General features: G+C 61.6%; 21 protein-coding genes and 1 tRNA gene. 10 read left to right on the plus strand and 12 right to left on the minus strand.

What is annotated here, in order from left to right:
- The first annotated feature begins 5 nt into the window (after window positions 1–5).
- On the plus strand, window positions 6–1,172 hold the full coding sequence (locus tag IWW33_RS20555) for an OmpA family protein (RefSeq protein WP_115275510.1): 1,167 nt from the start codon (window positions 6–8) through the stop codon (window positions 1,170–1,172).
- 669 nt (window positions 1,173–1,841) lie between these two features.
- Complete coding sequence (arfB, locus tag IWW33_RS20560) at window positions 1,842–2,255, plus strand: alternative ribosome rescue aminoacyl-tRNA hydrolase ArfB (protein WP_174142219.1); 414 nt, start codon at window positions 1,842–1,844, stop codon at window positions 2,253–2,255.
- A gap of 17 nt (window positions 2,256–2,272) precedes the next feature.
- Here arfB and IWW33_RS20565 read toward each other — a convergent pair whose 3' ends face one another.
- A complete protein-coding gene (locus IWW33_RS20565) occupies window positions 2,273–3,493 on the minus strand; it encodes an amidohydrolase family protein (protein WP_174142218.1) in 1,221 nt (406 codons plus the stop codon).
- A gap of 317 nt (window positions 3,494–3,810) precedes the next feature.
- A complete protein-coding gene (locus tag IWW33_RS20570; RefSeq protein WP_046785709.1) occupies window positions 3,811–3,996 on the minus strand; it encodes a hypothetical protein in 186 nt (61 codons plus the stop codon).
- 347 nt (window positions 3,997–4,343) lie between these two features.
- Here IWW33_RS20570 and IWW33_RS20575 point away from each other — a divergent pair, with 347 nt between their 5' ends.
- Window positions 4,344–4,562 carry a hypothetical protein gene (locus IWW33_RS20575; RefSeq protein WP_174142157.1) on the plus strand — a complete coding sequence of 73 codons (219 nt, stop codon included), beginning with the start codon at window positions 4,344–4,346 and terminating at the stop codon, window positions 4,560–4,562.
- Between the two features lie 196 nt (window positions 4,563–4,758).
- Window positions 4,759–4,953 carry a hypothetical protein gene (locus tag IWW33_RS20580; protein ID WP_115274380.1) on the plus strand — a complete coding sequence of 65 codons (195 nt, stop codon included), beginning with the start codon at window positions 4,759–4,761 and terminating at the stop codon, window positions 4,951–4,953.
- A gap of 116 nt (window positions 4,954–5,069) precedes the next feature.
- On the opposite strand, the gene IWW33_RS20585 is transcribed toward IWW33_RS20580, so the two are convergent.
- Window positions 5,070–5,990 carry a LysR family transcriptional regulator gene (locus IWW33_RS20585; RefSeq protein ID WP_115274381.1) on the minus strand — a complete coding sequence of 307 codons (921 nt, stop codon included), beginning with the start codon at window positions 5,988–5,990 and terminating at the stop codon, window positions 5,070–5,072.
- 99 nt (window positions 5,991–6,089) lie between these two features.
- Here IWW33_RS20585 and IWW33_RS20590 point away from each other — a divergent pair, with 99 nt between their 5' ends.
- Window positions 6,090–6,851, plus strand: a complete 762-nt coding sequence (locus IWW33_RS20590; RefSeq protein WP_174142217.1) for a TSUP family transporter — start codon at window positions 6,090–6,092, stop codon at window positions 6,849–6,851.
- A gap of 6 nt (window positions 6,852–6,857) precedes the next feature.
- Here the strand turns inward: IWW33_RS20590 and IWW33_RS20595 are convergent, their stop codons facing one another.
- The 4 genes from IWW33_RS20595 to IWW33_RS20610 form a co-directional block, all read right to left on the minus strand.
- Window positions 6,858–8,279, minus strand: coding sequence for a GGDEF domain-containing protein (locus IWW33_RS20595; RefSeq protein ID WP_174142216.1), 1,422 nt, complete (start codon window positions 8,277–8,279; stop codon window positions 6,858–6,860).
- A 125-nt stretch (window positions 8,280–8,404) separates the two neighbouring features.
- Window positions 8,405–10,234, minus strand: coding sequence for an SLC13 family permease (locus IWW33_RS20600; RefSeq protein WP_174142215.1), 1,830 nt, complete (start codon window positions 10,232–10,234; stop codon window positions 8,405–8,407).
- A gap of 182 nt (window positions 10,235–10,416) precedes the next feature.
- The gene (locus IWW33_RS20605; protein ID WP_039604046.1) at window positions 10,417–10,803 is read right to left on the minus strand and encodes a glycine zipper domain-containing protein; all 387 of its coding nucleotides are present in this window, start codon (window positions 10,801–10,803) and stop codon (window positions 10,417–10,419) included.
- A gap of 51 nt (window positions 10,804–10,854) precedes the next feature.
- A complete protein-coding gene (locus IWW33_RS20610) occupies window positions 10,855–11,034 on the minus strand; it encodes a hypothetical protein (RefSeq protein WP_046785716.1) in 180 nt (59 codons plus the stop codon).
- Window positions 11,035–11,257: 223 nt separating this feature from the next.
- Here IWW33_RS20610 and IWW33_RS20615 point away from each other — a divergent pair, with 223 nt between their 5' ends.
- Entirely contained in the window at window positions 11,258–12,418 is a 1,161-nt protein-coding gene (locus IWW33_RS20615) for a GGDEF domain-containing protein (protein WP_119687428.1), read from the plus strand.
- Between the two features lies 1 nt (window position 12,419).
- Here the strand turns inward: IWW33_RS20615 and IWW33_RS20620 are convergent, their stop codons facing one another.
- Window positions 12,420–12,722, minus strand: a complete 303-nt coding sequence (locus IWW33_RS20620; protein ID WP_115274385.1) for an RcnB family protein — start codon at window positions 12,720–12,722, stop codon at window positions 12,420–12,422.
- Window positions 12,723–12,836: 114 nt separating this feature from the next.
- On the opposite strand from IWW33_RS20620, the gene IWW33_RS20625 reads away from it, so the two are divergent.
- Window positions 12,837–13,187, plus strand: a complete 351-nt coding sequence (locus IWW33_RS20625) for a hypothetical protein (RefSeq protein ID WP_012315062.1) — start codon at window positions 12,837–12,839, stop codon at window positions 13,185–13,187.
- Between the two features lie 92 nt (window positions 13,188–13,279).
- The gene (locus IWW33_RS20630; protein WP_196914338.1) at window positions 13,280–14,101 is read left to right on the plus strand and encodes a class I SAM-dependent methyltransferase; all 822 of its coding nucleotides are present in this window, start codon (window positions 13,280–13,282) and stop codon (window positions 14,099–14,101) included.
- Here IWW33_RS20630 and IWW33_RS20635 read toward each other — a convergent pair whose 3' ends face one another.
- From IWW33_RS20635 to IWW33_RS20650, 4 genes are all read right to left on the minus strand, one after another.
- Window positions 14,102–14,869, minus strand: a complete 768-nt coding sequence (locus tag IWW33_RS20635; protein WP_046785720.1) for an SDR family oxidoreductase — start codon at window positions 14,867–14,869, stop codon at window positions 14,102–14,104. It abuts the gene before it with no gap.
- A gap of 23 nt (window positions 14,870–14,892) precedes the next feature.
- Window positions 14,893–15,960 carry a phosphotransferase family protein gene (locus IWW33_RS20640; RefSeq protein WP_115274388.1) on the minus strand — a complete coding sequence of 356 codons (1,068 nt, stop codon included), beginning with the start codon at window positions 15,958–15,960 and terminating at the stop codon, window positions 14,893–14,895.
- A 193-nt stretch (window positions 15,961–16,153) separates the two neighbouring features.
- Window positions 16,154–16,471, minus strand: a complete 318-nt coding sequence (locus tag IWW33_RS20645) for an SCP2 sterol-binding domain-containing protein (RefSeq protein ID WP_039601984.1) — start codon at window positions 16,469–16,471, stop codon at window positions 16,154–16,156.
- Between the two features lie 56 nt (window positions 16,472–16,527).
- Window positions 16,528–17,238, minus strand: a complete 711-nt coding sequence (locus IWW33_RS20650; RefSeq protein WP_119689069.1) for a histidine phosphatase family protein — start codon at window positions 17,236–17,238, stop codon at window positions 16,528–16,530.
- A 196-nt stretch (window positions 17,239–17,434) separates the two neighbouring features.
- Here IWW33_RS20650 and sohB point away from each other — a divergent pair, with 196 nt between their 5' ends.
- Together sohB and IWW33_RS20660 are read left to right on the plus strand one after the other, a co-directional pair.
- Window positions 17,435–18,454, plus strand: coding sequence for a protease SohB (sohB, locus tag IWW33_RS20655; protein ID WP_039601983.1), 1,020 nt, complete (start codon window positions 17,435–17,437; stop codon window positions 18,452–18,454).
- Between the two features lie 152 nt (window positions 18,455–18,606).
- Window positions 18,607–18,680, plus strand: a tRNA-Cys gene (locus tag IWW33_RS20660).
- The last annotated feature ends 63 nt before the right edge of the window (window positions 18,681–18,743 follow it).

Below are 18,743 nucleotides of genomic sequence, written 5' to 3' on the forward strand. Positions count from 1 at the left end.
GCCAGATGACGGCACTTTTTGGGATGCGTGTTCGCTTGGGTGGGGATCCAGGCAACTTCGATGAGTTCAAGGTGTTGCACGGTGAGCTGGCCAAGCTCACGCACCCCGCCTGTCCCGATGTGGACTGGGCAAAAGTTGAGGGGTTGTCTTTGCGACTCTTCGAGCTGAACGGGATTGAGCTGCAGACGGCGGTGGCGTTCGTACTGGCGCGTAGCTACCGCACGGGTGTGACGGGCTTGACCGAGGGTGTGGCGCTGCTCGCTACACTGAGCGATGAGTGGCCGCGCGTATGGCCAGTGCAGGCGTCAGCTCGCATCGATCTCATTGCATGGCTGTTTACTCAGTTGCATCCCTTGGTTCGCATGGTGGCGTGGGGCAGGTCGAGTTCGGCGGGGTTGAGCGAACTGATTGTCGAGTTGAACCGCCTGGAGCACCGCTTGGAACGCCTTGGCCATGCACCTTTGGTTGCGCTGCAGGTCTTCCGAAACCAACTGGCCAGCCTCCTGCAGCGTATGCCAGGAGGCCGGGTGGCGGCGATGCCGCTTCCTCTGCAATCCTGGGCGACGATTGCTGAGCCATCCATCACGCCTCAAATGGCTGCTGCCGTTTCTGCCCCTTCGACCTACACATTTGTAGTCGAGCCTCCGGCGCAGAAGCGTGTCGTGTTGCCGTGGTTGCTGCTGCTGATGGTCACTATTGCATGCTTGGGGTGGTTAGGTTGGCAAGAGTGGTCATCCAGGCAAGCCAAAGAACCCCCTACGTCCGATCCAATCCAACTCGACAGCTTGAACCTGTTCGATCCTGGCAGTGCCGAACTCAAGCCGGGTTCAACCAAGCTGCTGGTCAATGCACTGGTTGGAATCAAGGCCCAGCCTGGCTGGTTGATCGTTATCTCCGGGCATGCGGATGCGCGAGGCGATGCAGCCAAGAATCTCGATCTTTCTCGTGCCCGCGCTTCCGCTGTTCGCGACTGGATGCAGCGTATGGGCGATATCCCGGACAGTTGCTTTGCTGTCCAAGGTGTTGCCGCCAGTCAACCGGTCAGCAGCAACGACACCGTGAATGGTCGCGCAGAAAATCGTCGGGTGGACATTCGATTGGTACCTCAGGGAGATGCATGTGGCGAGCTGGAGGCCGTAGGGCGTTCGTTTCGGGGAAGAGAGGCTGCGTGATGGCGTACCTGCAAGGCGATGTAATGCTGAACTGCGCCAATGTGCAGCATTGCTGACATCGCTGCCCCGAGTCTGCTGAACAAGAAGCGTAAGGCTAAGGGCAAGCCGCTGTTCTTCAACAACCACTTACTTAGGTTGAGGCGCCTCGAAGCGGTTCGCACGCTGCGGGAGATCTTCACGCTTCTCCTGAGGGCATCTGCGTCGCGGGGGGGGGGGGCAGCTGTACGTGGGTTGACAGACCGGCGGTAAAATCACGAAAAACTCCGGCGCACGCAAGCGTGCCCACACGCACAGCCACCATAAAACTGAGACTGTCTGTGGGATTTACCGTCACAGCCTGTCAAAGCTGTATCGTTGATGAGCAACGACATGCCGAGACTGGAGCGCAGCTACAGTGGCCGCGACGGAAAAAAGCGCAGTGCGAGTATGTTTGGGAAATGGGCTACAAGGACGAGGGAAAATCTGATTTCCTGGTGTTTCCAGCGCTCAAGATGTGGGTGTTTTGATCGGTCTATGTCAGCCTATGGCGGGCAGCAATCCAATGCTCTGTAATCAGTATGGGCCACATCGCCGGAAAGCCGGCACGGCCGACACCTATCCAGAAACCGGGGTTTTCTATGGGAGAACGGAGAACCCTGTGATAATGGGCGCAATTACAAGGGCCATGTCATGCTGACCATCTCCAATAACGTGCATCTACCGGATGCCGAAATCGAACTGACATACATCCGCGCGCAGGGCGCGGGTGGGCAGAATGTCAACAAGGTGTCCAGCGCCGTGCACCTGCGCTTCGACATCCCGGCCTCATCGTTGCCCGAGTTCTACAAAGAGCGGCTGCTGGCGTTGCGCGACAGTCGCATCACCGGCGAGGGTGTTTTGATCATCAAGGGCCAGCAGTACCGCACCCAGGAGCAGAACCGTGCTGACGCACTGGCGCGTCTTGCCGAGTTGATCATCGCTGCCGGCAAGACCGAGAAGAAACGCCGTCCCACCAAGCCGACCCTCGGTTCGAAGACCCGCCGTCTGGAAGGCAAAGCCAGGCGGAGCAATGTCAAGGCGGGTCGGGGCAAGGTGGAGTTCTAGTCCTGGGATTACCTACATCACCTGCGGCGAAGTTCTGCAGCAAACTGCGACGCCTCGAGTTGCAACTGCGCAGGCCCGCCCCAGAACGCGCCGTGGCGCACGATCACCCTTTCATGCAGCGCTGCCGCCACCGCAGCGGCAGCATTCGGGGCTTTGAACAGCACAAAACTCGCTTCGTTGCCTACCTTCAGCCCATAGCCCTTTTTACCCATCACCCCGGCACTGGCTTCGGTCGCCATGTGCAGCGCTACCCGCAGTTCCTCGTCAGTGTTGAAGCCCGAGCGATAGCTGACCAACATGGCCCGTTGCAGCATGTCGCCATTGCCGTAGGGCCACCAGGCGTCCTGGATGTTGTCGTTGCCGGTGAACACCCGCACGCCGCCTGCGCGCAGGCGCAGCACGGGCGGGAAGGCGTGCTCGCCCGGGGCGTTGGTCATGATCGACACGCCTGCACCGGCCAGCACTTCGGCGGTGCGGTCCACCACGCTGTCGACAACATCACCCAGGCCATAGGCATGGCTCACCGCCACCAAACCTTGCATGCCCAGTGCCTGGGTACGCGCGGCGATGCGTTCGAGCTGGGCTATGCAGATGTCACCTGGCTCGTGCAGGTGAATATCAACCTTCACCCCGTGCCGGTCGGCGATGCCGAAAACAATGTCCAGCTGCGCTTCGGCGTCACCGTCCAGGGTGGTCGGGTCGATACCGCCCACCACCTGCACACCTTCGCGTACGGCAGCCTCCATCACTTCGGCAGTGCCGGGGCAGGTCACCACGCCGGCCTGGGGGAAAGCCACCAGCTCGATGTCGATCAGGTCTTTCCACTTCTCGCGGGCTTCGAGGATGGCGCGCAGATTGGCAAGGCCGGTGGTGGCGTCCACATCCACATGGCAGCGCATGGCCAGGGTGCCGAAGGCGGCGGCCTGACGAATCAGGGCATCGGCGCGTTCGACAATAGGCGGGGCGCTGGCGAGCTCGCGCTTTTCCACCGCCAGCCGTTCACGCAGGGAGGCCACGCTCTGGTGCGGGCGCCAACGGTCGCCGACGAAACTCTTGTCCAGGTGAATGTGGCCATCGACGAACCCAGGCAACGCCAGCAGCCCTTCAAGGTCGATGGTTTCGCGGACCGGCTCGCTGGCGCGCTGCGGGCCGATATGGGTGATGCGCCCGTTCTTTACGGCAATGTGCAGGGGCAGGCCATCGGCGTCGATGGCATTGATGAACTCGCGGTCATTCATGGTCGGGCCTTTTTCCCAGGCTTGAGTGATGACACACGGTAGGCAGGATCCGCACACGCCACAAATTAATTATCAGGATCGATTGCAGTGCATTTCTGGATGCAGGCAGCGCTAGGGGTAATGCCTGTCAGTTAGCGTTATCAGGGCTGCTACGCAGCCAATCGCCGGCAAGCCGGCCACACAGATACCATGCAGTTCTTGAGGTCTGCACTGTGTCTGTGGGAGCTGGCTTGCCGGCGATGGGCCGCAAAGCGGCCCCAAATCGATATTCAGCCCGCAGTGGTTGACGAGCGAACATCGGCACAGGGAAGGGCGTGCTACTGCAGCGTCGGCGGCTTCATCTCCAGGGGCATCCCTGCCAGCGTAGCCTCCATCCCCGCAATTTTTCGCGTAAGCCGTTGCGCCTCCTCATCTTTGCCCTGTGCTTTCAGAAGATCCCGCTCTTTGCGTAATGCGAGCAGGCATTTTTGCAGACCCAGGCCAGAAGTATTGAACTGGTCCATGTTTCCCTCATGCTGAAGGCTTCCGTGCCGTTGTAGGAAAAATGGACCCTAGCAGTTCGATATTGCTGCGGAAACTGAGGTTTCATACAGCAGATACTCGGCACCCAGATGCAGCCTACAGTAAGGGGGAAAACTTCCTACAAATTAACTTAGAGGCTGTTTCTATTCGTGTAGATCAGGCTTGCGTCTGATGCCCGTAATTGCTGAGCCTGTGATGACCTGACCGTTGAAAGAGGCATCATGCTGCTGGCAGGCTGGCCAGCTATGCACTGAAACTTAAAGTTGCAATTGTATGCCGGTATCGACAACTCAAACGCGCTCTTGTGGCCTCCCACGACCACTGCCACATGGTGAGCACGCTTGGCTGGATGCGTGGCCGATCGCATCTGATACGCCTTTTTTCATCAAACCTGAATCTGTATCCGTATCAGCGCTGCGCCGATAATGCTTTTCATCCCTGCTATCACATTGAAGAGGTTCTGATGGGCAAGCTCGCGCTATTTCTGGGTGGTTTTCTTCTGCTCACCCTTTTGGTAGGCCTACTGGGCACCATCCCTCCTGGCTGACAAAACTCCCCCCTCCGGCCCGCCCTTTTGCCAGGGGAGCCAGCGTCGGGCCGTTGCGGCAATGGTCCTTGGTATACCGTTAGACTGGCGGTAGCTGCAAGTCGTTCTCAAGTGAAAAGGCCTCGTGTACTCTCCCGCTCGCGTCATAATGAGTCGCGGCAGTGGGCCGGCCTTTTACCTTGGAGTCGACATATAGATGGAATGCAAGAAGGACCCTTCAGCGCTGCTGGAGTGGCGTAGCCGCTTCCTGACCGCAGGCATTCTCGAAGAAAATGAATACGACCAGGCGTTGCGCAGTGCCGATGCGCTTGAGCAATCAGGCGTGATCAGTGCGGTTGAGTGGATCGAGCTGGTCAAGGCGGCGAATGCAGCGCTACTGCGCGTGCGATAAGTCCTTCTTTACGCGGGGAAATCTGTCCACAAAAAACGTGGGTAGGTCTGTGGATAAAATGCTGTAAGCCAAGCCGTTTGCGGCTTCTGTTGAATTGAGCAGAATTTGAACAGATGTCAGCGAGCCTGCCGGTTGCCCCCATTGCCCGCCTGGCGCAGGGCCAGCAGCAGCTCACGGACCCGCGCTGGCAACTCGCCGGCAGGATACACAGCGTGCATTTGCGGGTCTTGGCCGGTACTGGATGTCAGTCGGTAATCTGCGCAAACACGCACCAGCCGGCCGGCACCGACTTGTGCCTCGCCCACCCAGTCGGCCAGGCGGGCAATGCCGGCACCGGCCAGTGTACTGTGGTAGACCGCATCGCCTGAGCTCAGTCGCAGCCTTGGATGGGGGCGCAGGCTGGTGATTCGGCCACCTTGGCAAAAGTGCCAGGCCTTGAGTATGCGCGGGGCGGTATGCAGGATCAGCGAATGGTCAGCCAGGTCCTCTGGCCGCTTGGGTATGCCATGGCGCGCCAGGTAGTCCGGGCTGGCGTACAGATGGCGCTGGTAGCGCCACAGTGGGTAACCGATCAGCTCGCTTGATTGTGGAAACGCACCGCGGACCACGAAATCGAGCTTGCCCAGCAAAGGGTCAAGCGCCTCGTCACGGTAGTGGACGTCCAGCGTTACCTGGGGGTGGCGGCGGGAAAATGCCGCCAGCACACCGGGCAGCACATGTTCGCCAAGCAATTGCGGCACGCCGAAGCGGATCCAGCCCTGTGCGCTGCCACTGAGTGCGGCCAATTCATCGGCGGCATCACGTTGCACATCGAGCAAGCGTTCGGCGTGGGGCAATAACCGCTCGCCAGCTTCGGTGAGGGTCACCGCATTGGCATTGCGGTTGAGCAGCTTGCACCCGCTGTTGTCTTCCAAAGCCTGTACTGCCCGCGTCACGGCGCTGGGCGAGCGGCCCAGGGCGCGGGCGGCGGCGACGAAGCTGCGTTTGTGCGCGACGCTGACGAAGGCCTGGATTTCGCGCAGCATGTCCAATGCCATGAAGGTCTCCTGGTTGCAGTTTTTGCAATATGGCATTTCAACACAGGCGCGCCGATTTGATTAGCCTTGCGGTCTGCTTTCACTGCCTGGAACCGCGCCATGATGGATATCGCCGTACTCTCCCTGTTCGCTTTTGCCGCCGGCCTGATCGATGCTGCGGTAGGAGGTGGTGGGCTCATTCAGATCCCGGCGCTGTTCAACGTATTGCCCACGGCGCAACCTGCGGCCTTGCTTGGCAGCAACAAACTGGCATCGGTGTGCGGTACGGCTTTCGCGGCGCGCTCGTTCATTCGCAAGGTCACCCTGGACTGGGGGTTGATCGTGCCGGCGGCGCTCAGTGCGTTCATCATGTCGTTTGCAGGGGCGGCCACGGTGTCGCTGGTGCCGCCCAGCGTGATGCGCCCGGCAGTGCTGGTGCTGATCGTGCTGATGGCGATCTACACCTTTTGCAAGAAGGATTTCGGCACCTTGCACGCGCCGGCGAAGATCGGCCGCAAGGAGCAATGCCTGGCGGTACTGATCGGTGGCGCCATTGGCTTCTACGACGGCCTGTTCGGGCCAGGAACCGGCAGCTTCCTGATCTTCCTGTTCATTCGCTTTTTCGCGTTGGACTTCCTGCACGCCTCGGCCTCTGCCAAGGTGGTCAACATCGCCACCAACCTCGCGGCGCTGGTGTTCTTCGTGCCATCGGGCAATGTGCTTTATGCCATTGCCTTGCCCATGGCCGCATGCAACGTGCTTGGGGCGCTGACCGGGACCTGGCTGGCCGTGCGCAAGGGCGCAGCCTTTGTGCGCGGGCTGTTCCTGGTCTTGCTGTGCGTGCTGATCGCCAAGTTGTCCTGGGATTTTCTGATGGGGTGAGTCAAATTACCCGGCGCCCTGTGCCTCTGCCAGTTCGACACGGTTGCGGCCGTGGGCCTTGGCGCGGTACAGCGCCTGGTCCGCACGGGCCAACAGCTCGTCCAGACCCGGCGCCGGTTCATGCCCGGCGCAGCCGTCCAGGCCGATGCTGACGGTGATCTGCAGGCGCTCGTCGCCCTGCGCCAGGTGTAGGTCCTGGACCGCTCTGCGCAAGCGCTCAGCGGTGAAGTTGGCCCGGTCTGGCGCGAGGCCCGGCAGCAGGATTACAAACTCTTCACCGCCCATGCGCGCCACCAGCTCGCCTTCATGCAACTGGTCTTGCAGGGTGTGGGCGAACTGGCGCAGCACCTGGTCGCCTACGGCGTGGCCATGGCGATCGTTGATCGACTTGAAATGGTCGATGTCGAGCATCATCAAGGTCAGCGGCAATGCCTGGGCATGTTGCTGGCGGCTGTCGAGCAGGGCATTGGCGCGGCGGGTGAAGGCGCTGCGGGTCAGTGCTCCGGTCAGGTGATCGATGGTGGCCTGATGCGCCAGGCGCGCCAGCAGGCTACGGTTGGCCTGGCTGACGCAAGAAACCACCAGCGGCCCGAGCACCAGCATGGCGATGCCCAGACGGGCCGACATCAATGTGGTGACCCCAAGCTCGCTTTGCGGCGCGCTGAAATGCATCAGGTTCTGCGCCACCGCAACGATCAGCGTACTGCCGGTAGTCAGTGTCAGCAATGAAACCAGAAACGGTGAGTAGGTCCATGCGCACCACAGCAGTGCTGCGATCGGGAAGGCAATGGCCCCCGGTCCGCCGAAGGCGATACTGAAGACCAGCGAGGCCAGCAGCACCAGCAAGGGGGGCAGGCTTACGGCCTGGGCTCCACTGCGGACCAGCGCGCGCGCCGATGGCGCCGTCAGCAGCACCGGCAGCACCAGCACTGCGGTCGAGAACTGCTCGCTGAACCACGCCAGCCAGGTGGTGCGCAGCGATTGCTCGAACCACGGGGCAGCCACCACGCAGGCCATGCAAGCCGCCACCATGGCACCGGCCGCGCAGGCACCGAATACGCTGAGCACTCCCTGCGGGCTGCGCATGCGCCGGTGCAGGCGCGGTAAGCGTGACAGCAAGAGCCACACCGTCACCACTACGCTCAGGTTGCACAGGTTGAGCCACAGCGCCGAGAGCCAGGCGCTGCCGCAAGCCAGGTCGGCGGCGATCATGGCCAGCCAGGCCAGGGTGAAACTCACCGGGGTGGCGTGGCGCGGGTAGCGCAACAGCACACCGGCCAGCACTGCATTGACGGGCCAGAACAGGGACAAGGATTCGATTGGCCGTGCCAGGATGCCGCCCAGGGTCAGGGCGAAGGTCAGGCCGAACACGGCGAAATAGGGCAACAAGCGCGACTGGGCTGGAAAAACCATAGGCTCGACCGACAAGCGGAGACGAAATCCAGGACAACGGCTGTGGGCACCTGGGGCAATAACACCCCAGTTTGTTTGCGCAGGCCACTCAATGTCAATCTGCCGAGATCGCGCAGGATAATGGCCAATATCCTCTGGCGTCATAAACCGTGGAACCATGGCACCATCAGTACCGTCACCAGCATCACCAGCACTGTGAAGGGCACGCCCACCTTGACGAAGTCGGCAAAGCGGTACTGGCCCGGGCCGAGCACCAAGGTATTCACCGGTGAGGAAACCGGGGTCATGAACGCCGCGGATGCCGCCAAGGCCACAGTCATGGCGAACGGATAGGGCGAGAGGCCCAGCTGTGTTGCCGTGCTGATGGCAACGGGCGCCATCAGTACGGCGGTGGCGGTGTTGGAGATGAACAGGCCGATCACCGCTGTGACCATGAACAGGCAGGCGAGCATGGCGATCGGCCCGGCGGCGCCCAGCAGGCTGACCAGCCCGCCCACTGCTAGGTCGATACCCCCGGTCTGCTGCAGCGCCTGGGCGAAGGGCAGCATGCCGACGATCAATATCAGGCTTGGCCAGTGAACGGCGCGGTAGGCGCTGTTCATGTCGATGCAGCGCCCGGCCCCCATCAGCAGGCAGCCGATCAACGCGGCGATCACATTGGGTACCACGCCGCTGACCATCAGCCCGACCATCACCGCCAGGCTGATCAGGGCATAGGGTGCCCGGGTACGGGCCGGGGCCACTTGGTCGATCTCGGCAGGCAAGCTCAGTACCAGGAAGTCCTTTGGCTGGCTTTGCAGCTGGCGTACCGCCTTCCAGGGGCCGACGACCAGCAGCGTGTCGCCAAGGCGCAGCGGTTCTTCCACCAGTTGCTCGTCGATCGCCGCCTGCTCACGGCGCAAGCCAACCACGTTGAGGCCGTAGCGGGTACGAAAGGCAAGGTCCAGGATGCTTTTGCCGATCAGTTGCGAGCCGGGGGGCAGGGACACTTCGGCCATGCCCAACTCCTGGGACTGGTCGATGAAATAAGCGGCCTTGAAATGAAGAGGTTCCAGTTGCATGGTTTGACACAGGCTGCGCAGGTCATCGCGATTGGCGAACAGGTCGAGCAGCAGCACGTCACCCTGCTGCAGGACGGTGCTCGAATCGGCGGCGATCACCCGCGTGGTGAACTTGTGCTGGCGCTCGATACCGATCACGTTGGCGCCATGCCGGGTGCGCAGCTCAAGCTCCCCGAGGGTATGGCCGATCAACGGCGATTGCGCCCGAATACGTAGCCGCCGCTCCCGGCCGTTGAGCTTGTAGTCCAGTACCAGGTCGAGCAGGGTGCGGCGGCTCTCCACCCGGCCGTCCTTGCGTACTTCGCCGTTGAGCCAGTGGCGTGTCAGCAGCATGTAGCCAATCCCCAGCACCAGCACCACCAGGCCGAACGGCGTGAAACTGAAGAAGCTGAAACCTTGCTCGCCTTGGCGTACCAGTTCGCTGTGCACCACCACGTTGGGTGGTGTGGCCACCAGGCTGAGCATGCCACTGATCAGGCCGGCGAAGCTCAGCGGCATCATCAGGCGGCTTGGCGAAATCTGCAGGCGTGCAGCGATGCTCAGCACCACCGGGATGAAGATCGCGACCACGCCCGTCGAACTCATCACCGAGCCCAGCCCGGCCACTGACACCATCAGCAACACCAGCAGGCGCGCCTCGCTGTTGCCTGCCCGGTCGCTCATCCATTCGCCGATGCGATAAGCGATGCCGGTACGCACCAGCCCTTCGCCGATCACGAACAAGGCAGCAATCAATACCACGTTGGGGTCGCTGAAGCCGGCCAGGGCCTGCTCCACGGTGAGGATGCCCGACAGTGGCAGGGCGAGAATCACCAGCAGCGCGACGACGTCCATGCGTGGTCGGTTGATGACAAAGAGCACGATGACGACAGCCAGCAGGCCGAGGACCCAGAGCAGTTCCTGGTTCATGGGGCGGGGGTGTTCCTTCACTCAAGGGGGCACGAAAGACAGTAGCAGTCAGTGTGGCAGCTTGTGGTGAAGAGGGTGTTGATGAGGGTCAGCGGGGAGAGGGTTTGCCTTGTTAAGGCAGCGGGAGACTGGGTGATCGATGCAGGAGCCGGCAAGCCGGCCCCTGCAGAGGCTGCGCTGAATCAGTGACGGTGGCGGCGGTGCTTCTTGCCGTTGTTGTCACCCAGGTGGTTGCCAATCGCACCACCTGCCGCGCCGCCCAGGCCGGCGCCGATGGTCGAGCCGGTCGAGCCGCCGACCTTGCCGCCCAACAGCGAACCGCCTGCCGAGCCCAGGCCACCACCGATGGCGGCTTCGGTGCGGTTGCCCTTGCGCGCAGCCACCGCGCTGCCGGCGGCACCGCCAAGGCCTGCGCCGACAGCTGCACCAGTGCTGCCGCCGAGCTGTTGGCCGACAACATTACCCAGGACGCCACCCAGGCCACCGCCGATGGCGGCGGTACCGTCACCGGCGAAAGCGCCTTGGCACAGCAGCAGGCCAAGGGCAAGGGAAGGCAAAGTCAGACGCATGATAGGGAGCCTCGAAGAATCATCAGGTTAAGAGTGGATTGCAAAGACGTGTCAGCGATAGCCGCGGTCACGGTAGCGGCGATCGTCATCGTCGCGGTCATGCCGGTGATGGTGGCGGTGATCACGGTCGCCATCGCGCCATCCGCCATCGTCATCGTGGTAGCGATGATGGTGGCAGCCGGCAACCAACAGAAAAGCGGCGATCAGAGAAAGGCTTGCAAGGCGGGTCATCACGATATAGGTCCTTGATCCGCATAGGTTTACGGGACACTTGCTGAGACTGTGATCGATCCGTTTGGTTTCCTGGGCGGGCAATTTTTTGCCGCGGTGACGACGAGTGGCGTGCCTGCCGGCTGCTGTTCTGTCCCGCTCGGTCATGGCTCGACTGCGGCTGGGCGCTTAGACTTGGCACAGGCCGCAACGAAGACGGCCATCTGCCACACGGTGAATCATGATGATCGCCCATACACCCACGCTGTTCGCCGCCGTTGCACTGGTCGCGACCATCCTGGCGTTCTGCCTGTTGCTGGTCGGCCAGTCCAATCGCCAAGACAACCTCTGGCTTACCGCTTGCGGTTTGCTCGCCCACGCGTTGGCCTACGTTTGCTACACCGTTTATGGGCACGCCCCGCTGTGGTTCAGCTACGGGGTGGGCAACAGCCTGCTTTCACTGGCCCTGGCCTTCTATTCGGCCAGCCTGTTTCGCGTGCGCGAGCAGGCTGTGCCGTGGCGGCAGGTCTTCATCATTCCCGCCTGCATGCTGGTGGGCCTGATGCTGCTGCTCGACACCGTGGAGCCGCGCATGCTGCTGGCGACGCTGGTGCTGATGCTGCAGTGCACGTTGATCCTGTACTGGGTGCGGCGCCACGTCGAACGGCCGGGCAGGGCGCACCTGTTGCTGCAGATTGGCGCCCTTGTCAGCCTGGTCGGGCTGGGCATGCGTGCGCTTGCAGTGGTCAATGGCACGGCCGTGGAAATGCGCTACGACACCAGCAACCTCAAGCAGAGCATTTCCGTCGCCATCGGTACGGTAACGGTGATGATGTACTCCATCGGCCTGGTGCTGATGGCCAAGGAGCGCAGCGAATCACGCCTGCAGCACCTGGCCTTGCGCGATGTGCTGACGGGTACCTACAACCGGCGGGCGATTCTGGAGCGCTTTGCCTGCGAGCTGGACCGCGCCCGTGGCGAACGCAGCAGCTTGGCCGTGGCGATGATCGACCTCGACCATTTCAAGCGTATCAATGACCTGTATGGGCACTTGGCCGGTGACGAGGTGTTGTGCCATTGCGTGCGTCAGTTGGAGCAGCGCCTGCGCAACGGCGACAGTCTTGGCCGCTATGGGGGGGAGGAGTTTCTGCTGCTGTTGCCACGCACCGATCGTGACGGCGCGATGGCAGCCTTGCAGGGCCTGAGGGAGGCCATTGCCCTCAGCCCGGCGCACTTTGCCGGTGGCCAGATCACGCTGCGCTTCAGCGTGGGGCTGTGGTGCGGCGTGCCTGGCCCGCACGACACTACCGCGAGCCTGCTCGCCCAGGCTGACGCGGCGCTGTATCAGGCCAAGGCAGCCGGGCGCAACACGGTGCACATGGCGGCGTTGACCGCTGCCGGTTGAGTCAGGACGCCGGGTGGATGGCCAGCACAACGCCATTGGTGATCTGCACCAGTACATAGTGGTCGCCCATGCGTACCCAGTGGCTTTCTTTCTCCGGTGCTGGCAGGCCCTTGGCCTTCCAGTCGGTCAAGGCTTCGTCGTCGCGTTTGTACTGGTCGGGGGCCTTGTCGCCCACTTTGAGTTCGCGGTTGTGAGTTTCTGGTGCGGTAACGCTCTCTTCAGCCGAGGGTGCGGCTGACGCCATCATTGGCAGGCAGGGCAGGGCGGCGAGTAGCAGTGAAGGCAAAAGACGAGGTACTTTCATGACAATCTCCTGTTGGCGGCATGCCTTATCTGCGACAACAGCCCCCGTGTGACAATTCACTCGCAATGCTGCGCAGTGCTAGAGTCGCTTTCTTTTTTGCCCCGAGGATGGAACATGCGAGCAATTCTGCCGATGGCTGCGGCGCTGGTATTGGTCGGTTGCGCTTCTGCAGCCATGGATACGGCCCGTGGCGGCAAGCCGACTGCACAGCTCGATTCGCAAAAGGCGCCGGAGCTGGTGGCCCAATGCATCCAGTTCAGCTGGCAGAAAGAGGATGTGTTCGGGGATGACGCTAGCGGCTATCTGGAGTCGCGCAAGCAAGGTGGGCTGACGGTGTATACCCGCGAAGCGGAATCGTTCGTGGATGTCTACCCGCAGGCGGGTGGCACGCGGGTGGATTACTACGCGCAGAAGAACGACGGTGTGGCGTTGCAGCGGCGGGCGGCGGCGGCCACCTGCCTGTAACGCTTGGAGCTATTGGGGGCTTTGCCGGCGCCTCGCTGGCAAGCCCGCCAAGGGGCCGGGGACCGCAACCTAAACAACAAGGACGTACAATCATGGACCGATCGCATCAACTCAACCGCGCCAGCTGGGATGAGCGCGCGCCGCTGCATGCCGCCTCGAAGGACTACGAGGTCGAGCTGCTGGTCCAGCAGCCCGCGCACCTTTCCGAGACCGTACGCTTCGACTTGCCACGCCTTGGCGATATTCGAGGCCTGCGCACAGCTCATCTGCAATGCCATATCGGCACCGACACCTTGTCGCTGGCGCGGTTGGGCGCGCTGGTCTGCGGCCTGGACTATTCGGCAGCTTCGCTGATGCAGGCGCGGCGCCTTGCCGGGCGTTGCAATACGGCCATCGACTACGTAGAAGCCGATGTCTATCAGGCCGATCAGGCACTGCAGGCAGGCACCTTCGACCTAGTCTACACCGGTATCGGTGCATTGTGCTGGCTACCGCGCATCGAGCCTTGGGCCCGTGCAGTGGCGGCCTTGCTCAAACCTGGCGGACGGCTGTTTCTGCGCGATGGGCACCCGATGCTGATGGCCGTCAATGAAGACCACCAGGACCGGCTGCAACTGGAGTATCCCTACTTCGAACAAGAAGCACCGACGGTTTGGCACAGCGACCAGACCTACGTCGACAGCGATCAACGCCTCACCCAGACCGAAACCCATGAGTGGAACCACGGCCTGGGCGAAGTCATCAGTGCCTTGCTGGCGCAAGGGCTGCAACTGGCGGCCTTGGTCGAGCACCAGAGCATCCCCTGGGAGGCGTTACCCGGGCAGATGGACAAAGGCGCCGACGGCGAATGGCGCCTGGGCCTGGCGCCCGAGCGCTTGCCGCTGAGTTACACCCTGCAGGCGATCAAGGCCTGATCAGGACAGGTAACCACCGTCGACATTGAGTGCGGTGCCGGTGGTGTAGCTGGAGGCATCGCTGGCCAGGTACAGCACGGCGCCGGCCATTTCCTTGGGGTCGGCCACGCGTTTGAGTGGGATCTGCTGCAGTGCGGCGTTGAGGATTGCATCGTTTTTCACCAGCGCCGACGCGAATTTGGTGTCGGTCAGGCCCGGCAGCAAGGCATTGCAGCGGATGCCGAATTGCGCGCATTCCTTGGCGAAGACCTTGGTCATGTTGATCACCGCTGCCTTGGTCACCGAGTAGATACCTTGGAAGTGGCCCGGTGAAACCCCATTGATCGACGCCACGTTGATGATGCTGCCAGCGCCGTTTTCACGCATCAGCTTGCCGGCTTCGACCGACATGAAGAAATAGCCGCGGATATTGACGTCGACGGTCTTCTGGAACGCACCTGCGTCTGTATCCAGCACATTGCAGAACTGCGGGTTGGTGGCGGCGTTGTTGACCAGCACGTCCAGGCGCCCGAACTGTTCGCGGATACTGGCGAACACCTGCTGGATCTGTTCCAGTTCACCGATGTGGCAGGCCACTGCAGTGGCCTTGCCGCCTGCGGCGATGATCGCATCGGCCACCTGCTGACAGCCCTCCAGCTTGCGGCTGGAAACGATCACATGGGCGCCTTGCTGGGCCAGCAGGTGCGCGATGGCTTCGCCAATGCCACGGCTGGCGCCGGAGACGAAAGCGATCTTGCCATCGAGGTCGAACAGGTGGGTCTTGGACATGCTGTTTTCCTTGTTGTCTGTCGTCAGAGCGTGGACTTGGCCATTACCTGCAAGCTCATCTGCTCCAGCAGCCGGTTCATGTGGATGAACTGGGCGAAGCGCTTGTCCTGGGTCTGGCCGTGGTAGAAGCGGTAGTAGATCTGCTGCACGATGCCCGCCAGGCGGAACAGGCCATAGCAATAGTAGTAATCGAAGTTGTCCAGGCGTATGCCCGCACGCTCGGCGTAGTAATCGACGAACTGGCGGCGGGTCAGCATGCCGGGGGCATTGCTCGGCTGGCGTCGCATCAATTGCACCGGCGCCGGGTCGCCTGCCTCGATCCAGTAGGCCAGGCTGTTGCCCAGGTCCATCAGTGGGTCGCCGATCGTGGCCATCTCCCAGTCCAGCACGCCAATGATGCGCATGGGGTTTTCAGCATCGAGGATCACGTTATCGAAGCGGTAGTCGTTGTGCACGATGCCTGGGCGAGGGTGGTCGGCCGGCATCTTTTCACGCAGCCAGGCAATGACCTGCTCCCAGCGCGGCGCATCGGGTGTCAGGGCCTTTTCGTAGCGGCCGGTCCAGCCTTCGATCTGGCGCTGCACGTAGCCTTCAGGCTTGCCCAGGTCGGCGAGGCCGCAGCTTTGGTAGTCGACCTGGTGCAGCTCTACCAGGCGGTCGATGAAGCTTTTGCACAGGGCCTCGGTACGGGTGGCATCCAGGTTCAGTTCGGCGGGAATGTCCGAACGCAGGATGATGCCGTTTACCCGCTCCATTACATAGAACTCGCCGCCGATCAGGGTTTCATCGGTGCAGTGGGTGTAGGCCTTGGGGCAGTAAGGGAAGCCGCTGTTGAGCTGGTTGAGGATGCGGAACTCACGGCCCATGTCGTGGGCCGACTTGGCTTTCTGGCCAAAAGGCGGGCGCCGCAGCACGAACTCACGGTCTGGGTAAGCGACCAGGTAGGTCAGGTTGGAGGCCCCCCCGGGGAACTGGCTGATGCGCGGTGCGCCTTCAAGGCCCGCGATATTGGCCTTGAGGTAAGGGTCGATGACGGCCGCATCGAGTTCTTCGCCGGGGCGTACCTGGGTGGACTGGTCGGTGAGCGTCATGCGTTTACCTTATTATCGATCGCAAGGATTATTGGCTAATCTAATGGCCTCGATGCGCTGGTACAAGCGTGCCAGGTGCCATATAGGTTTGGGTGTTGCCGGCCGATCACTGCACCGAATGCACACTGGCGGGCAAAAAAAAAACCGAAGCCGGTCAGGCTTCGGTTTTCGTCTCGCGCGGTGCGCCCATCACTCAGGAAGGGAACAGCTCGCTGAGCTTCATCGACAGCATCATGTCGCCTTCAACGCGCAGCTTGCCGCCCATGAACGCCTGCATGCCGTCGGTCTCGCCACTGACGATGCCTTTGAGGGTTTCGCTGTCCATGACCAGGGTGCAGTTGGCGTCCGGGTTCTCGCCTTCCTGCAGGTCGCAGGTACCGTCCTTGACGATCAGGGCGTATTTCTTGCCTTCGTCGGTGATGTCGAAGCCGAACACCAGGTCAAGGCCTTCGGCTGCAGACGGATTGAACTTCTCTTGCATCTTTTTCACGGCATCAGCTACGGAGGTCATGGCGCATTCCTTATTGAGTGATTTCACGTCCCTAACAGGGACACAACAGGCCGGGCTCATCTAAAGGTAATGAGCTCCGGCACCTTCAACAACTGCACATGGGCCTGGTTATTGAAGGAAGCCAGTGCCACGTCACGGCCGCGGAACTTCAGCTGGCTGAGCGACGTGTTGATGATCTGCCAGTTCAGCGCGAAGGCCTGGCTGGGGGTAATTCCAGTAGTCAGGTGAAGCAGGGCGGCAATGGTGCCTCCCGAGGTGAATACCGCGATGTTGTCGCCACTGCCGGCGCTGTCCAGCACACGTTGCAACCCGGCCTGCACCCGCGCGGTAAACGCCTGCCAGGTTTCCAGGCCGTCGTCGGCATGTTCGCCGGCGTGCCAGCGCTGCACCATCAGGGCGAACAGGCGCTGGAATTCGCTGCGGTTCTGCGCGCCATTGCGCAGGATGTGCAGGGCCTGCGGCTCTTCGGCCAGCAGGCCGGGCAGCAGGGCACGGATAACACCGTCGGCATCGAACTCATTGAACGCAGGGTCGGTCTCAATGGCGGGCACCGCGCAGCCATTACCCTGCAGTGCCTTCAGTGCCAGCCGCGCAGTGTCTTGCTGGCGGCGCAGGTCACCCGCCACGCATCGGTCCAGGCGCAGGTCCAGCCGGGCGAGGTGTTCACCCAGTGCCTGGCTTTGCCGCACACCCACCGGCGACAGGACGTCATAGTCGTCGGCACCGAATGAGGCTTGGCCATGTCGGATGAGGTAGAGGTTGCCCACGAAGGTATCCGGCCGCTTGAAGGTTGCTGCGAGGTTAGGATGCGCCACACGGGCTGTCAACGAAAAACATACAAGCGTTTGAAAAGGTCGTTTGAACTGTGTTGCCAGCGTTTACCGCAGCTGGCAGCGCCACGGGCGCACCGGTATGCTTGCTACAGTTTCGCGCCGTACAGGCGCAGGTTCATAAGGAGTCAACGTGGAGTTTCTTGCCGAATACGCAAGCTTTCTCGCTAAAACCGCCACCCTGGTGATTGCCATCCTGGTGGTGCTGTCTGCCATCGCCGGCTTGCGCGGCAAGGGGCGGCGCAAGGCTGGCGGGCAGTTGCAGGTCACCCGTCTCAACGAGTTCTATAAAGAGCTGCGCGAGCGGCTGGAATCCGGCTTGCTCGACAAGGCCCAGCTCAAAGCCCTGCGCAAGCAGCAGGCCAAAGCGGAAAAACAGCAGAAAAAAGGCAAGGCCGAAGAGAAAGGCCGGGTGTTCGTGCTCGACTTCGATGGCGACATCAAGGCGTCCGCCACCGAAAGCCTGCGCAACGAAATCACGGCACTGCTGACCCTCGCCACGCCACGTGACGAAGTGGTGCTGCGCCTGGAAAGCGGTGGCGGCCTGGTACACAGCTACGGCCTTGCGGCCTCGCAACTGGCGCGTATCCGCCAGGCCGGCATCCCGCTGACCGTGTGCATCGACAAGGTGGCCGCCAGCGGTGGTTACATGATGGCCTGTATCGGCGAGAAAATCGTCAGTGCGCCGTTTGCCGTGCTCGGTTCGATCGGCGTGGTCGCGCAGTTGCCGAACGTCAACCGTCTGCTGAAAAAGCACAATATCGATTTCGAAGTGCTGACTGCCGGCGAGTACAAGCGCACCCTGACCGTGTTCGGCGAGAACACCGAGAAGGGCCGCGAGAAGTTCCAGGAAGACCTGGACATCACCCACCAGCTGTTCAAGGACTTCGTCGCCCGCTACCGCCCGCAGTTGCACATCGACGAAGTGGCCACCGGCGAAGTCTGGCTGGGTGTTGCTGCGCTAAACCGCAAGCTGGTGGACCAGTTGCAGACCAGCGACGAGTACCTCAGCGAGCGTGCTCGCAACGCTAACCTGTTCCATGTGCACTATGCCGAACGCAAAAGCTTGCAGGAGCGAATCGGCATGGCGGCGAGCGGTGCGGTGGAGAACGCCGTGGTGGGGTTGTGGAGCAAACTTGGCCGCTTGCGCTAACACCTTGAACCCCTTGAATATTTTTTCTGTTCAGGGGGTTGCAAGGTTGGCGGAATGCAGACATAATGGCGCCCATCGAAACGCAGCAAACTTTGAAAAAGGTTCTACGTTTCAAGGAGATAGAAGCGCAAGCAACTAGATCCGAACTTTGAGGCCGAGTAGCAAAGTGGTTATGCTCCGGATTGCAAATCCGTCTACGCCGGTTCGATTCCGACCTCGGCCTCCACATTCGAAAGCCCCGCAGATTAACATCTGCGGGGTTTTTCTTTGGACGCAAGAAAAGACCGAA

Origin of the sequence: Pseudomonas sp. M2, assembly GCF_015751845.1 — a bacterium.
Classification (GTDB): domain Bacteria; phylum Pseudomonadota; class Gammaproteobacteria; order Pseudomonadales; family Pseudomonadaceae; genus Aquipseudomonas; species Aquipseudomonas putida_E.

What these genes read in the sequence shown, in the direction of transcription:
- IWW33_RS20555 (WP_115275510.1), top strand. Translation starts at nt 6, where the DNA reads ATGACGGCACTTTTTGGGATGCGTGTTCGCTTGGGTGGGGATCCAGGC.
- arfB (WP_174142219.1), top strand. Translation starts at nt 1,842, where the DNA reads ATGCTGACCATCTCCAATAACGTGCATCTACCGGATGCCGAAATCGAA.
- IWW33_RS20565 (WP_174142218.1), bottom strand. Translation starts at nt 3,493, where the DNA reads ATGAATGACCGCGAGTTCATCAATGCCATCGACGCCGATGGCCTGCCC.
- IWW33_RS20570 (WP_046785709.1), bottom strand. Translation starts at nt 3,996, where the DNA reads ATGGACCAGTTCAATACTTCTGGCCTGGGTCTGCAAAAATGCCTGCTC.
- IWW33_RS20575 (WP_174142157.1), top strand. Translation starts at nt 4,344, where the DNA reads ATGGTGAGCACGCTTGGCTGGATGCGTGGCCGATCGCATCTGATACGC.
- IWW33_RS20580 (WP_115274380.1), top strand. Translation starts at nt 4,759, where the DNA reads ATGGAATGCAAGAAGGACCCTTCAGCGCTGCTGGAGTGGCGTAGCCGC.
- IWW33_RS20585 (WP_115274381.1), bottom strand. Translation starts at nt 5,990, where the DNA reads ATGGCATTGGACATGCTGCGCGAAATCCAGGCCTTCGTCAGCGTCGCG.
- IWW33_RS20590 (WP_174142217.1), top strand. Translation starts at nt 6,090, where the DNA reads ATGATGGATATCGCCGTACTCTCCCTGTTCGCTTTTGCCGCCGGCCTG.
- IWW33_RS20600 (WP_174142215.1), bottom strand. Translation starts at nt 10,234, where the DNA reads ATGAACCAGGAACTGCTCTGGGTCCTCGGCCTGCTGGCTGTCGTCATC.
- IWW33_RS20605 (WP_039604046.1), bottom strand. Translation starts at nt 10,803, where the DNA reads ATGCGTCTGACTTTGCCTTCCCTTGCCCTTGGCCTGCTGCTGTGCCAA.
- IWW33_RS20610 (WP_046785716.1), bottom strand. Translation starts at nt 11,034, where the DNA reads ATGACCCGCCTTGCAAGCCTTTCTCTGATCGCCGCTTTTCTGTTGGTT.
- IWW33_RS20615 (WP_119687428.1), top strand. Translation starts at nt 11,258, where the DNA reads ATGATCGCCCATACACCCACGCTGTTCGCCGCCGTTGCACTGGTCGCG.
- IWW33_RS20620 (WP_115274385.1), bottom strand. Translation starts at nt 12,722, where the DNA reads ATGAAAGTACCTCGTCTTTTGCCTTCACTGCTACTCGCCGCCCTGCCC.
- IWW33_RS20625 (WP_012315062.1), top strand. Translation starts at nt 12,837, where the DNA reads ATGCGAGCAATTCTGCCGATGGCTGCGGCGCTGGTATTGGTCGGTTGC.
- IWW33_RS20630 (WP_196914338.1), top strand. Translation starts at nt 13,280, where the DNA reads ATGGACCGATCGCATCAACTCAACCGCGCCAGCTGGGATGAGCGCGCG.
- IWW33_RS20635 (WP_046785720.1), bottom strand. Translation starts at nt 14,869, where the DNA reads ATGTCCAAGACCCACCTGTTCGACCTCGATGGCAAGATCGCTTTCGTC.
- IWW33_RS20640 (WP_115274388.1), bottom strand. Translation starts at nt 15,960, where the DNA reads ATGACGCTCACCGACCAGTCCACCCAGGTACGCCCCGGCGAAGAACTC.
- IWW33_RS20645 (WP_039601984.1), bottom strand. Translation starts at nt 16,471, where the DNA reads ATGACCTCCGTAGCTGATGCCGTGAAAAAGATGCAAGAGAAGTTCAAT.